Below are 14,518 nucleotides of genomic sequence, written 5' to 3' on the forward strand. Positions count from 1 at the left end.
TGGCCATTTAAACATCAGATTATTGCATGCCCTTGGCTCGTGGCACTGTTACCTGCCAACCACAGGCTCAACGATGGTTCATTTCTTTGATCCAATCGGCAACGCCATCAGGGTCAGCAAGCAGTTGGGCGAGCGGTACATGATTGGAGCAAACCTCAAGCAAACCGCACTCCTCACTCAGCTTCCAGTTCGGTTGATGGAGAGGCCAAGGGAGCGGGCGCCATAATTCGCCAAAATGTTTATCACTATCCTGCAAGCAACAAAAGAGACTAACCTCCACTACTGCTTGACCATCCAGTTTTAGCGCATCTGGCTGCCCTTTTACCCCAGAACGGCTGGAAGAATCATGGCGAAACTCATGGTCAATATAGAGGCGAAAAACTAAAGATGTATCTCCCTTCTTTGCCGTCTCACTGTCCCAATTTCGGTAGCCATGATCAGATGCAAACAGTGGCAGATAGTCCCATGCCCAACTGCTGGATGGGCGGGTTCCCGAGCGGCAGGGGCGGCTATTTTCGCTGGGTTCCCAAAACCAGAACTCGGCGTCCAACGCCTGACTGGCGATCTGATCGAATAACGGGAGGATACGCTGGTAAAAACCGGCGGCGAGTCGATGAGCTTGTTGCAGTTGGGTAACCAGCTGAGTGGTCTGTTCAAGATCGTATTGCATGACGGCATCCTTATCCAGAGTCAGTGATTCATAAAGGAGAAATCGGTGCGAGAGAGGTGCAATGTCCCGGCATAATCGAGCAGAGCAGCCCAACCAGCAGGCTCAGCCGGTGGGGGCGTTTCCCATTCTGACATCACCCCGCAATCCAGATCCAGCAGTCCAGCGTAGGCAAATAAGGGCGTCCACTCGGGCACCACCGGGGCCATACCAAACAGCTCAAACGCCTGCAGCCACTCATCGCGAATGGCGCGATCCTGTCGGCAGGATTCAAACTCGGGGGCGGTTTGCAGGTAACGACGTAGTGGCTCCCATTCACGCAAGGTCATCTGGACAAAGCGTTCAGGCAGATCGGGGCGAGACAACGGAGCGACAGGGATATTGCCGAGTGCCACGTAATAGAGCTGGTCTTCATAGTCATCAAACTCGGCTTCGCTGACCACAGCATTGACCTGTGCCAGCCACTGCTCCCGATACTGGTCACCACCGAACGGGGGCTTCACCTCGATAACCACCAGAGCTTCGTCAAAGTGGAGCAGCACATCAGGCTCGACATAGCGGCGATCCTGCAGCGATGCCAGTTTTGGCCACAGCTCCAACCGTTGAAAGGTGGCCGGGTCTAGCGGATTGTCACCGAGTAGAAAGCGCAGCACGGCACCCAGAGCACCGTCCGAGAGGTGGGGCAGACGGCCGAAAACGGTGGCAGTCAGCAGATCTTCGCTGCCTTTAAACAGGTCGCGCCAGCGCAGGGATTCCCCTTCCCGCTCGATACGCCCAGCCTTGCCATGCAGGATTGCATGTAGCATCGCAACTCCTTGTAATATTGATATTTCAAGCAGGCTCTCACGTAGCTGAAGAGCCTTCGAGATCCTGCTTTAATACCCACTCGACTACCACTCTATCCGTCACAAAATGGGGTAAAAAAGTTTGACTGAATGGAGGTTCCCCCCTATTCTTCTTCGCAACACGACCCCGGCCTCTTGGTTGCTTTGCAACTTACGCTGGGGTTCTTATTTGGTGGATTTACCACCACTCCTGCCAGTTCTCTATGTACCCCATATTTGCCAACCCCAGCTTGCGCACCGACTTTTGTGTGGGGAACGTCAGCAGATGATCCCGCAGGCGCAGATGCCACTGGGTATTCGGGCAAATCACCTTGAGTAGATGCCGAGTGATGGCCAGCAACACGAATGGCTTGGCAAGCCGCTCATCGTCTCTTGCCAGGAAATCGCACCACTGCACCTCTCTTGGCTTGGGCAACTTCACCTGCGTCGTCACGTTGCGGTTCCAGAGGCGGCTATGATGGGCGCAGATATTGCGCAGATAACTGAGGCCGTAGATCCAGCTGGCAAACACCTGCCAGTCCAGACCGTATTTGCTGGCGATATGCTGCTGATCAGATACCTTCATCATGCCGATCAACTGCGAGATGGCGCCAAAATCAAATACCTCCACCGCCACCCAGATCGGTAGCTCCTCACCATGGCGCTGATGGTAGTGGCGCACAAAATCCTCTTTTGAGCGCTTTACCAGCCCCCGGTATTTATCCATCCACGCCTCAAAGCGGGTCTGGTGACTCCCCCTGAATGCGGGCTGCCGGATAAAGCTGGGGTGGAAGTAGCTGCGATCGAGGTGAGCAAAGGTATTTCGCTTGCCAAGGAGATAGGCAAGATCGACCCGCAAGGCCACCTCGATCCGCTCCAGCGCATCCACTACCAACAGGCGTAGCTTCTTGTCGAACAGATAGAGCTCCACCGCATCCAGCAGATGGGTGTCGGGGCAAAACTGGTCCGTCGCCCGGGTCTCCCGTTTGCTTTCCCCCTCAGCCGCGGGCTCAAAGCGGCGAAATGGGTACCAATAGCCGCTTAAACGGTAATAGCCGATCCGCTCCAGATAGCTCAGTGCGGCATCCCGGTCTGTGACCGTGATACCGCGCCCAATCAGCTGATCCAGTTGCTGTTGATAGCTAAGCCAGGGGCGAGCGTAGGGCATTAGGCAAGTACTCCTGCCACCAGCGACTCGGCCAAGGCAAGTTGGGTTTGCTGGCTGGTTTGCAGGCGGGATTTCAGTTGATCGCAGAGGGTCATCAGTTCATCGACTTTGGCGACGATGCGATGCTGTTCTGAAATTGGAGGGCATGGGAAGGCATACATCATTACGCTATTAGCTGATAAATTAGGCTGTGCTGAGCCATTATCGAAACGAAATATTTGAGCTCGACCAAACGGGCTGATTAGATATATGTAAATAAACTCTCTAAGTGAGATGTTGTATGGCCTAATAATCATCAACGATGATGCAATAGCCCCCTCTTTATAGGGCGTTACAAATGCAGTTTTGCCGAATGTTGCTCCTCGCAGGCAGTACACAATGTCTGTTTCAATTATCTTCCCACTTCTTAATGAATCAAATTTCTCCTTGGTTATAAAGTTCATATCACTAGACGTTAATATACCTGAGGGCTCAATATGACCCGTATTTATCCAAGGCATACCTTGAGCGACATATTCATTTTTATTAGGGTAGTTTTTACTTCTATCACCATTAATAAATTCTGAAAGCTCGCCAAACTTCACCCACACCCATCCATGTGGTATTTCAAATGATTTTTCATCCTCACTGATAACTGGTAGCTGTTTCTCTTTTTTAATTTTCTTCTCTTTGACCAGTTGCGCTTTTTCGGCGACGATGCGCGCCAGCAGGGCGGAGGCAGGTTCATCGCTGGGGTCTTGCGGTACCAGCTTGCCCATCACCGCCAGTTGCAGGATGGTCTGCTTCAGAGCTTCGATGCTCGCCTCGGTGGTAAAGAGGGTATCGAAGTGAGTGCTTAGCCGCGCCCAGTTTTGCGCCAGTTCGTCGGCGTCGGCGCTGTCGGTCAGGGTCGCCAGCAACACCTCTACCAGCGTCTGCTGTGCCGCCAACTGCGCTTCGCTTTGCAGCTCCAGCTGGTCGCAGAGGGCCATCAGCTCATCGACTTTGGCAACGATGCGGTGCTGTTCTGCAAATGGCGGAATTGGCAATGGATAGAATGAGAAAAAGTCCTTGGCAAGTCGCTTTTGACCTGCGGTTCCGGTCATTCCTGCCTCACCTTTTTTGAGATATATAGGCGATTTTATATTTAATAATATAAAGAATGCTGAAACATAATCTGTATATGGTCTAGCTATATGAAGCTCTGTCGTTCCTGCGCCTATTCCATTAATTAAACCACGAAAAACAGCAGCCTTACTATTCTCAAAGCATGGTGTTATTTTTGCTATGCCAATATCCCCATTAGAAAAATGGGTAAAACCTTTCTTTATCTCGCCCCACTTCCTTGCTTCAAATTCATGCTGCCCGTTATATGCGGTGCTGATTAAAGACATGGGTACAAATGATGCGTCAACAGTATCATCGCTTTCATTACGTGGATTGATCTCTGCGATCTCTGCAAGCATTGACCACTCCCACCCATCCGGTAATTCAAACGGCTTCTCTTCCTCACCAATTTCTGGCAAGGCTTTGGGCTTTTTAATCTTGCCCTCTTTCACCAACCGCGTCTTTTCGGCGGTAATCCGTTCCAACAGCACGGAGGCGGGTTCATCGCTGGGGTCTTGCGGCACCAGTTTGCCACGCACGGCCAGCTCCAAAATCAGCTCGCGCAGCTTTTTGATACCGGTGAGATCCAGCTTGCTGTTGCTGCCGCGCCCGGCACTGCTTTTGGGGCGCACCGCCGCAGTCCAGAGATCCAGATGGTCGGTAATCAGATTCTCGATCGCCATTATGCCTGTCCCTCCTGCTTGGCCGTGCCCTTGCCTAAGGCATCACCGAGAATGGTTTTAAGTTGGTCACGCAGGGTCTGGATCTCGGCCTGTTTTGTGGCATAGCGCGCCAGCAGCTCGTCGGGGTCATGGCTTATCTGCTCGCCGACATGGGGGTTTTTGATATCGAGGTTAAAGTTGCGCTCAATAATGGTGTCGATACTGACCTTCCAGGCTTGTTCGTTCTCAACCCGGGCAGCAAAGCCGTCCGCCTCATCGCCCCACCAGGCAATCTCGGCTTCAAACTCCTCGAACTTCATCGGCTTGGTCTTGCTGTAGCTCTTCACCCCAGCCGGATAGGGGTGCTCGTAGAACCAGACATCCTTGGTGGGCTGGCCCTTGGTGAAGAAGAGGATATTGGTCTTGATGCCGGTATAGGGGGCAAACACGCCGTTGGGCAGCCGCACTATGGTGTGCAGGTTGCACTCAGCAGTGAGCAGTTGCTTGATCTTGGTTTTGACCCCTTCGCCAAACAGGGTGCCATCAGGCAGCACCACGGCGGCGCGACCGCCCTTGCCATTTGTTGCCGGGGCAAGAACTTCAATGATCAGCTGCAGGAACAGGTCGGCGGTTTCACGGGTGCGCAGATCGGCGGGGAAGTTCTGCTCGATGCCATCCTCTTCGGTACCGCCAAAGGGCGGGTTGGTGAGGATCACATCGATATCGCTATCCCAGCTCGACAGCGGCTTGTCGAGGGTGTTGCCGTGGCGGATCTGCACCGGCACCTCGATGCCGTGCAGCAGCATATTGGTAGTGCAAAGGAGGTGCGGCAACTGCTTCTTCTCAACCCCCAGGATCTGCTGCTGCAGGGTCTGATGGTCGGCTGAGGTCTCGACATAGCGCTCTTTGACATGATCGAAGGCGCAGGCGAGAAAGCCGCCGGTGCCGCATGCCGGGTCCATGATCCGCTCGCCGAGCTTGGGGTCGATACGGTTGACCATAAAGCGGGTGACGGCGCGGGGTGTATAGAACTCACCCGCGTTACCGGCACTTTGCAGGTCACGCAGGATCTGCTCGTAGATATCGCCAAACAGGTGACGCTCGCTGCTGTCGGTAAAGTCGATCTCGTTGAGCTTGTTGATCACTTGTTTGAGCAGGGTGCCGTTCTTCATGTAGTTGAAGGCATCAGAGAACGCCTCTTTCACCACATAGCCACGGGGGTTGAGATTGATATTGGCTGGCTGGTTTTTCAGGCTGTCGAACAGGTCATCGTTGACGAATGAGAGCAGGGCATCGCCGGTCAGCCCTTCGCTATCGGCCGCCCAGTTGCGCCACAGGAAGCGCTCGGGGATGGGACAGCGGTAGTTATCCTGCTCAAACTCCAGCTCCTCTTCCTGGGCGTCGAACACTTTCAAAAACAGCAGCCAGGAGAGCTGGCCGAGGCGCTGGGCATCGCCGTCGATACCGGCGTCCTTGCGCATGATGTCCTGAATGGATTTGATTACTGAGCTGATGGATGACATGAGAATCTCTGCTTTTTACAAAAATGGTGACGAATACAGGGGCGAATGCGCCTAAAACAAGCGGCCATCATTGGAATGGCCGCATGGTAGTTCAGAAGTAGTCAGGTCGTCAGGCGCTCTGCTGCTCACGGTAAATTTCTTGCTCCAGTTCGGTGATGGCCTGCTCGAACTGTTTGGCGCCACCAAACCCCTTCTTGGCCAACTCCAGCGGGCGACCCAACTCGGTAAAGGGGGCGACTTTTAGCGCATCCTTGGTCTCAATCTCGGTCACCCCCTGATCGGCATACTTGTCGAGCAGGCTGGTAAGCACCTGCTGGGCGGTGTCGTTGTACTTGGTGAAGTAGTTGCGCTTTTTGACGTTGTTCGCCCGCTCGCGGCGGGTCAGTGGCGGCTGATCGTATACCACATGGCAGATAAGGTCGAACGGGTCGAGCTCCTTACCCACTTCCTGCTCCAACACCTCCCACAGCACGCCCGCCTGAGCCAATTCATCCATGATGGCTTGCTTGCGCTGCGCGGCTTGCCAGCGTTTGGTGAAGGCATCGAGGGTGGCAAACTCTTTGAGCAGGGTCTTCTTGGTGTAGTCCTTGAAGGATTCGGTCACCAGCTTGCCATCGGCATCGTAATACTGCACCCGCTCGGCGATGACGCTGACCGCCACGCCGTTGACATAATACTTGCTGACCCCGGGCTCGGGGCCACCCAGCGGGCCTGCGCCTTTACCCCCTGCTCCACTCTGGCCACCATCACTACCGCCTGTGTAACTGCCGGGTTGTTCATCGGCCCCAGGGGCAAACGGATCGTCATTGTCGCCGGGTTCATCGGCTGGCATTGGATCGGTGCCGTCGATGATATCGCCCAGTCCTTCATCCGGATTGTTGATGTCTGCCGGTTTGACCACCATGACGCGCTCCGGCTCACCGTCGAAACGGGGATCGGCAAACAGCTCGGTGGCCTTCTTGAAGTCGAGAATGGTGAACCAGAGCTTGCCGTACTTGTCGTCGATACGGGTGCCACGGCCGATGATCTGCTTGAACTTGGTCATGGACTGGATGTTTTGATCCAGCACCACCAGCTTGCAGGTCTTGGCATCGACGCCAGTGGTCATCAGCTCGGAGGTAGTTGCGATGACCGGATAGGGCTTTTTCGGGTTGATGAAGTTGTCGAGCTGGGCCTTGCCAAGGTCATCATCGCCAGTGATTTTCATCACATAGCGCTCATCCTTGGCCATCTGTTCCGGGTTGAGATTTACCAAGGCACGGCGCATCCGGTCGGCATGATCGATGTCGTTGCAGAACACGATTGTCTTAGCCATCGGGTCGGTTTTCTTGAGGTAGTTGGTGATGGTCTCGGCCACCAGCTGAGTGCGCTCGTCAATCACCAGAGTGCGGTCAAAATCCTTCTGGTTATAGATACGGTCTTCAATCAGGTTGCCCTGTTTGTCCATCTGCCCTTTGGTGGGACGCCACCCCTGCAGATCCACATCGATATCGACCCGCACCACCTTGTAGGGGGCAAGAAAACCATCTTCGATCCCCTCTTTGAGGGAGTAGGTATAGACAGGGTCACCGAAGTAATCGGTGCTGGAGACGGTTTCGGTCTCTTTGGGCGTAGCGGTGAGACCAATCTGGGTGGCCGATGAGAAGTATTCGAGGATCTCGCGCCAGGCGCTGTCTTCGGCGGCGCTGCCCCTATGGCACTCATCCACCACAATCAGGTCGAAGAAGTCAGGTGAGACCTGCAGATAAGCTTTCTGCGACTCTTCCGGCCCGGTGAGCGCCTGATAGAGGGCAAGGTGGATCTCATAGGCGGGGTCGATCGTGCGCCCGGTGACCTTGGTCATGGCCGAGCCAAAGGGCTGAAAATCATTGATCTTGGTCTGATCCACCAGAATGTTGCGGTCGGCCAGAAACAGGATGCGCTTCTTGGCGCCAGCCTTCCACAAACGCCAGATGATCTGAAATGCGGTGTAGGTCTTGCCGGTGCCGGTGGCCATCACCAGCAATACCCGATCCTCACCTTTCGATATGGCTTCTACGGTCTTGTTGATGGCCTGCAGCTGGTAGTAGCGGGGAGATTTGCCGCTGCCATCGGAGTAATAGTCCTGGCTGATGACAGGCAGCTGAGCCTGGGTGTAGCCCTTCCAGGTGCAGAGTTTGTCCCAAAGCTGGCCCGGGCTGGGGAAGTCCTCCAGCGCGATCTCGGATTCCAGCTTGGCCGGATTGGTCTTGTCATGAAATACGAAGCCATCGCCGTTGCTGGCAAATACGAACGGCACATCCAGCAGACGGGCATAATCAAGCCCCTGCTGCATCCCCTTGCCAATCTCATGCTTGTTGGCTTTAGCCTCGATCACTGCCAGTGGCAAGCCCATCTTGTGATAGAGCACGATATCGGCCGATTTGACCTTTTTCCGTGCCGCCATCTGGCCGCGCACCACCACTTTGCCATCCCGCAGCTTCACCTCTTGGCGGACCTGAGTCAGGTCATCCCACCCCGCCGCCTTGATGGCAGGCAGCAGGTATTTGGAGATGATGTCGGCTTCGGTGAGGGTTGCTTTGTTGATGGGCGACACAGCGCACTCCGGTTTGAAAGAGGACTGGTGCTGATGTTCTCATGAATACGGGGATGTATGGGAGAGTTATGAGTCCAAAACTTGAACAAGAACATACCTAAAGCATTATCAAAGGAATAAGCACCTACACAGATGGCTAATTACGCAGACCGACATGCTCGTTTCACACTGGCGGGTCTTGATGTTCGAACGCTCCAGTTCTGCAACAGCGGCCAACATGGTCAGCATGGCTTTGCCGATGAGAGTGGAGAGGTCGACCACAGATCAACTTCGCCTCGTTGACTCTCGTTGGTCTATTAGTTTAACCTTCATCTCAAGGGCTCGGAGACGCCCTGCAGGGTCGTCGGCGCCGCCAACGCCGAAAGCAAGTTCTCCTCGCTTCGAAAATCAGAACGACAAGTTATCAACACACTAGCAAACCAACTTAATCACGATCCCATACTGGCGGCCTTGGGGTAGGGGATGATTTTGTTAGGAGAACATAGTGTCTGATAACCTCAAATTTGCCGAGCGCCGACTCGGTTATCTCCTTCTGCGCGATGGCCATGCAATCCCTCTGCGCGGAATCTCACCCGAAGACATCAAAAAAGGCGCGAGGTATCGCGTGCTTCATCCCGATGCAGACCCCTTGAAGCATCGACAGACGCTCAACGCCATTGTCGACCGTTTGGGCTTCGCCGGAGACTTCGGGACTTATCAAAATAAAGGCTGGCCAGAGTTTCAAGCCTTCCTCAAAAAGCACCGTTGTACCAAGCAGGTTGGCACCTTTCCGATAGATCATGGCGGCTGCATCGATCTTTATTTTGCTGACCATAATGGACCCAGCCCTCGCGACCTGGCCGACCGAATTTTCTTTGGACCCCAAGAGCAACGGCCTCGTCGGGTATTTCTTGGATACGGCGTGGACTGGTCCGCTTGGGATAACGGGAATGGCCATCAAGTTCCAGCCGCTGCAATCAAATCCATCAATGCGTTGCCAGAAGTTGCTGCCCAGCTTGGCAAAGACCTGTTTGCACGACGGCTCGATCTGAGTGGCCAGTGGGGCTTTCTGGATAACAAATTGGTTCATGGCCCGCTTAGCACCATAGTCGACAAACGCTACTGGGAGCTAAAGTACGGTCCCGAGGACCGGGCGGCACAACATGCAAAGACTTTTGCCGCAGTCCGTGCGTTCCGTGCCGTTTTTGACGCTCAGCCCGAAGGATGGGTTGACGTACTTCCTTACAACAACCGACTCACCGTCCTGCGTGCTCATGACGGTTGCTGGGACCTGTTGTGGCGTGACTACAGGGAACATGAACCGCCCAAGCCGGACAAGTTGCCTATTGCAGATTTGCCATCAAGGTTGATGAGTGAAAGCGACTTACGTCGAGCCATTCATTTCCGCCATGAGTTCTGGGACGAATACGAAGCCCACAAAGCGGAACAAGCCTTCTACGACCGAGGCGGAAGCATGATGGAGATGCAACTTACAGCGCCCGTCGATGTGCGCCGCACATGGCTGACAGAGCAAGGCATTTGGCCATCACCAGAGTGCGCAAAATGGGCTGGGCCGCTACCAAACGGCTTCCATCTCGTGGAGATTGGAGACCGCAAGCTGGCTATCAGCGATCTGATAGACCTCGCTTCATTCCGGCAGATGCTGGAAGAAACTGGCTTCCACGAACGACAGGGCGAACGTCGCGAGCCTTGGGATCGCGCCAATGAAGGAGCCTCTGATGATGCTCCCGTCGGCGCGTCGTGGGTTGATGCTCAGGCCTATTGCGCTTGGCGCGAGCAGCAACTCGGCGTCAGCCTTAGGCTACTCACCCAGAAAGAGCTTCGCACTATTCGACCGGCTTACTCCAAGCACTACGAATCGATGGCATTTGGTGATTTTCCGTGGGAAAACTGGCCACCTCGTCCACTGGTAGAAGCAAGCGAACAGGCTATCCGCCAAGATGTGCCATCAGCAGTCAAGTGGTCTGAGCCAAGGTTTCTGGAGCCCAGCCCGGACGTCCCTGAATTCCCGGATCTCAGCGGAATTGAGCTCGGCAGCACCAAAGGCATCTACGGTGGAATTCGCAAAAACTGGATCAAGGACTTTCCTCCTCATGCGGTATGGAAAGAGCAGATCCCATGGGCAGAACATCAAGGCCTCAAGTTCATTGATGCGTGGGACGCCTACGAATGGTGCCAAGAAAAGGGCCACATTAGCGGCCGTTTTTGGGAGGGCTTCATAGGCTCAACGTCTTGGGGGGCCAACAAAAACATCAAGGTCTCTTTTCGAGTAGCCATGGATATCGAGGGATGAAGCGATGTTCAAAAACTCAATCTGTCTCAACGCCAAAGGAAAGCCTCGTCGCGCCTACCCAAATCAGCAATGTGCCGAAGAAGGCGCGCGACATGCTCTCGTATCATATGGCAACCGCATGATGCCATACCATTGCGGCCGATGCGGATCCTGGCACTTGTGCCCGGCAGATCGGCACACGCCAGGGCATCACTGCTATGACTGTTTGAAGCAGGCCTACGCCTCAGAAAGTGCAGCGGAGCGACGTGCGCTCATTCTGGAACGAGAACAGGGGGCATTACTTCGTGTATATGAATGTCCCTATGGCGAGGGATGGCACCTGACAAGTAAGCTTTAAACGGCGTATAGCGGGGCGGGGCTTACGTGGCCCGCCCCACCCCCAAAACTTTGCTTAGCGCGAACCTTCATCCCCGCTTTCCAAGCGCTGGTAGATCGCATCACCCCGCCCTTCTTGCGGCAAGTCCTGGCAGACACACCTGTAGCTACCGCGCGGCTTCCAGACTTGTGATTCGAAGGCGATTGTGGCGATCAGATCATCACCACCTCCTCAGTTAGCTCTATTTACCTAAACGCGGCCCCATAACAACCCGGCTGCCATCCACTACCACTTTTCGATACAGCAAGGTTCAAGGGCGCTCTACAAATGATCTCTCGTAACGAGACAAAGGATTTTGTATTTTTTTTGGCGAGGCGAATGTGCGTGTGCGCTCCCCCCTACCAGCAATCCCTTGTCAGAACTGGCCTGGGGGCTAAGAAGGAGGGGCTATTAACCATAAAAAACGATCCTGGCTAGCCAGAAAAGGGAGCGCCGATAGAAAGAAAATGGATCGTTATGCAAAACGATCCATTTTTTAAAAAATCTTTATTTTACTAATAGTTACCACTATTTCGACGCGAGTAAGCGATCCTTTTTTTCGCCAGAACCGATCTGCCAAAAGTGATCATTTTACCGCATGTGGGGGCGTACGCAGGGCTGTAGCCCGCATTATCATTGGCTTATAACAACCATATGCTCGCACAAGGCAATAATGATCGCCTGTAACACAAAAAGTGATCATTTTAGGGACGATCACTCCGGGATGATTTCCAACTCCCAACCCCATGGCTCATTTGGTGCGCCCCTAGGGTATGAGGCGAAACGCCAACCCAACGGCTTCAACACAGTGTTTAAGCGACGGAACACCATCCTGTGATTTGAATGGCTCAGGTTGTAGAAGTCAGTCAGCTCCTCACAGGTCACGCTGGGATCTGTTGCGACGACCAGAATGTAGGCATGGTGCGGGTGCCACTCCATTGCAACGACAAGAGCAGCCAAGTGATTAATCGGCCCCAGCTTGGATATGGCATGGTCTCGCTCTGCTCGTTCCATCAATCTACGGTTAGACTGCCCGACATTCCGAGCCCAGGCATTACGATACCGGAAAATGTCTTCGACTCCTGGCGCAGGCTTACATAATCGTTCTAACTGCTTGCGTTGGCGCTCTGCTCGTTTTTTCTCCTTTATCCGCTGCTTTTCCTCTTCCGCCATCTCTTTGGCGAACATTTTGTTAATCTCCGCGAACACTCGCCTTTCCTCCAAGTTGTGGCGTGCAGGGCGAGAACATTCTTCCTCGTCACTCAGATGACTCGCCTAATCACAATGCTGAGATGCCCCATGGTCGACTGCGGCATTCGGTATCATTTTGCTTTGGTTGCACCTCATCCCCCTCAATCAATCCTCACTTACTGGCACACCTCACCAGTCGGCGTTAGCGTTGCCCAGTGAGGATGCAGCAAAGCCTGTATTGACGCGGACATGCAGGCGAACATGGACGTATATCGTCACTTTTTCTGCCTATAGAAAAAAAGTGAGGATAAAGAGCCCCCGCCTCACGCTCCTCACCCAGCCTTCACTTTTTACTGGTTAGTCACCTGATTTTACTAACCAGATAACGTCGCCCTCTTGCTCAATTAGGCGGTCTGCAATCAATTTGTTTCTATGGCGAGTACGGTTCCTGCTGTCATCCGTATTTGCGGCCTTCATATGATCGATCACCCGCCGCCAAGTAGTCTTACCCCCATGGGCATTACACAGATGACGAATAGCTCCAAACATTGCTTTGTGGTTCGCAGTCACGTTGGATACGTTACCCAGTTCATCAGATTCTATGGGCTTTCGGCTTATATCCACCAGCACCATACTGGTGACATCATCACCGTCTGCATCTGAGCCAATAACCCGTTGTTTAAGATCATGAGCCCGTAGATCGGGTTCTTCATCATCCTTCATCTTGGTACATGTCAGAATGATTGATGCGTCCTCCTTGTTTTCACGTTTCAGCAGATACTCGGCATCTAATGCTGCTCTGAATGCGCTACTCCCCCGGGCTCCATTTTCTTCGTTCTTGCCGGTGTGGTGTATCAGCAAAATAGTGGCCTCGGTTTCCGCCTTAATACGATCACAACCGGCAATAAACGCCCCCATATCAGCAGCACGATTTTCATCGCCACCGCCAAAGCAACGAGCCACTGTATCGACCACAATCAGCCTGACAGGCAATCCTGTATCCGCTTTGATCTGGATAGCTGCTAACCGCAACTCATTGACCTGAGCATCATCAGCCATAAACACTGGCTGGTTAACGCGATATAAATTGGGAACGTCTTTCTGTCCGTGATACTCATCGGCCCACGCCTTAATGCGACGCGGCACACCAACCCCACCTTCACCCACAATGTAAAGCACTGCACCTTGTTGGACTGGCCTTCCATCCCAAGCAAGACCGGTGCTTATATGGCAAGCAATTGAGACAGCTGTAAAACTCTTAAAGCTACCACTGGGACCATAGATACTGCACATGCTAGATGCGGGCAACAACCCTTTGATTAGGTAGCTTTGTTGGTGGTCATAGCCGCTGAAGCCAATCGAAAGAGACAGATTGGTTTGCCACCTCTCCTGAGACTCGAATTGCTGGTGGATATTCACAAGCGCCCATGGCTCAGCATTCCGACCTGGATGACCAAGATAGAGCTCAGCACCAGGAGCTTGTTTCAATAGCTCATCTATTAGCCGGTGCTGTTTGTTTACATGAAGCTGACCGCAGATATGAACAATCACCTTTTCCGTCGCGTCTCGGTCAACCATCCGATATAGCTTCCCACCTTCATCAAGCTGGGTGGGTGAGACATAAAGACTCATAACCGGTTGTTCATCAGGATCAATGGGATTATCTACGGCAATTGCATGATTGAGGGCTCGCTGCAAGACCTCCCTATCACTCCCATAAGATGGCGCTTGAGAACCTGTATAAATAACAACCGTCCTTTGGTCTGGGAGATCTCTAAATGTCACCAAACCATGTACTGGTGAGCTAGCAACCTGAACATTCACAGCCATAGAGGAAATTCGCGCTATTTGATGGGGATGTGCGTTCATCGCTCGCCCCCAACCAGAGCGGCTACCAGCTCATTGAATGCCCGTTCGTCTAAGCCTGCCTTCATTTGGCGAGCATAGGGGCGAGTTACAACAGCCGCGGCCCCTTGGCTTTGCTCTATAAAGGCGGATCTCGCTTTTCGGCTGGAGAAGGCACTTAAGACCCCAACACGGGAGCGTTTGCTGGTTCTGGGATTGAGTGGCCCATAGAAGGTTTCAGTCTGGCTATCAGCGGCCCATGCAAAATAGATCATCGCTTGCCCGCCGAATTAGAAGAAAGAGCATGGATCTCGGCCAGCAAGACTTGA

Annotated in this window: 9 protein-coding genes; 1 reads left to right on the forward strand and 8 read right to left on the reverse strand. The window is 53.5% G+C overall.

The genetic code is table 11. The features are described from left to right. Positions 1–67 precede the first annotated feature (67 nt). From ACE1BR_RS12025 to hsdR, 6 genes are all read right to left on the reverse strand, one after another. A complete protein-coding gene (locus tag ACE1BR_RS12025; protein WP_374870542.1) occupies positions 68–670 on the reverse strand; it encodes a hypothetical protein in 603 nt (200 codons plus the stop codon). Positions 671–690: 20 nt separating this feature from the next. Further along, positions 691–1,473, reverse strand: a complete 783-nt coding sequence (locus ACE1BR_RS12030; RefSeq protein ID WP_374870544.1) for a hypothetical protein — start codon at positions 1,471–1,473, stop codon at positions 691–693. Positions 1,474–1,690: 217 nt separating this feature from the next. Beyond that, the gene (locus ACE1BR_RS12035; protein WP_374870546.1) at positions 1,691–2,659 is read right to left on the reverse strand and encodes an Abi family protein; all 969 of its coding nucleotides are present in this window, start codon (positions 2,657–2,659) and stop codon (positions 1,691–1,693) included. After that, positions 2,659–4,428: a restriction endonuclease subunit S gene (locus tag ACE1BR_RS12040; protein WP_374870548.1), complete on the reverse strand. Its 1,770-nt coding sequence runs from the start codon at positions 4,426–4,428 to the stop codon at positions 2,659–2,661. The genes ACE1BR_RS12035 and ACE1BR_RS12040 overlap by 1 nt, the downstream gene beginning before the upstream one ends. Beyond that, positions 4,428–5,930, reverse strand: coding sequence for an N-6 DNA methylase (locus ACE1BR_RS12045; protein WP_374870550.1), 1,503 nt, complete (start codon positions 5,928–5,930; stop codon positions 4,428–4,430). The genes ACE1BR_RS12040 and ACE1BR_RS12045 overlap by 1 nt, the downstream gene beginning before the upstream one ends. A 109-nt stretch (positions 5,931–6,039) precedes the next feature. Then, positions 6,040–8,505 (reverse strand): EcoAI/FtnUII family type I restriction enzme subunit R, encoded by a 2,466-nt coding sequence (gene hsdR, locus ACE1BR_RS12050; RefSeq protein ID WP_374870552.1) that lies wholly within the window; start codon positions 8,503–8,505, stop codon positions 6,040–6,042. Positions 8,506–8,989: 484 nt separating this feature from the next. Here hsdR and ACE1BR_RS12055 point away from each other — a divergent pair, with 484 nt between their 5' ends. Continuing rightward, entirely contained in the window at positions 8,990–10,798 is a 1,809-nt protein-coding gene (locus ACE1BR_RS12055; RefSeq protein WP_374870554.1) for a hypothetical protein, read from the forward strand. Between the two features lie 1,069 nt (positions 10,799–11,867). On the opposite strand, the gene ACE1BR_RS12060 is transcribed toward ACE1BR_RS12055, so the two are convergent. Then, entirely contained in the window at positions 11,868–12,362 is a 495-nt protein-coding gene (locus ACE1BR_RS12060) for a hypothetical protein (protein ID WP_374870556.1), read from the reverse strand. A gap of 339 nt (positions 12,363–12,701) precedes the next feature. Further along, on the reverse strand, positions 12,702–14,213 hold the full coding sequence (locus tag ACE1BR_RS12065) for a helicase RepA family protein (RefSeq protein ID WP_374870558.1): 1,512 nt from the start codon (positions 14,211–14,213) through the stop codon (positions 12,702–12,704). Positions 14,214–14,518: the final 305 nt, after the last annotated feature.

The organism is Aeromonas sp. MdU4, assembly GCF_041929505.1.
In the GTDB taxonomy this organism is placed as follows: domain Bacteria; phylum Pseudomonadota; class Gammaproteobacteria; order Enterobacterales; family Aeromonadaceae; genus Aeromonas.

Bases quoted from the DNA above. Each gene is read 5' to 3' on its own strand.
- ACE1BR_RS12030 (WP_374870544.1), bottom strand. From the start codon at position 1,473: ATGCTACATGCAATCCTGCATGGCAAGGCTGGGCGTATCGAGCGGGAA.
- ACE1BR_RS12045 (WP_374870550.1), bottom strand. From the start codon at position 5,930: ATGTCATCCATCAGCTCAGTAATCAAATCCATTCAGGACATCATGCGC.
- ACE1BR_RS12025 (WP_374870542.1), bottom strand. From the start codon at position 670: ATGCAATACGATCTTGAACAGACCACTCAGCTGGTTACCCAACTGCAA.
- ACE1BR_RS12065 (WP_374870558.1), bottom strand. From the start codon at position 14,213: ATGAACGCACATCCCCATCAAATAGCGCGAATTTCCTCTATGGCTGTG.
- ACE1BR_RS12040 (WP_374870548.1), bottom strand. From the start codon at position 4,428: ATGGCGATCGAGAATCTGATTACCGACCATCTGGATCTCTGGACTGCG.
- ACE1BR_RS12035 (WP_374870546.1), bottom strand. From the start codon at position 2,659: ATGCCCTACGCTCGCCCCTGGCTTAGCTATCAACAGCAACTGGATCAG.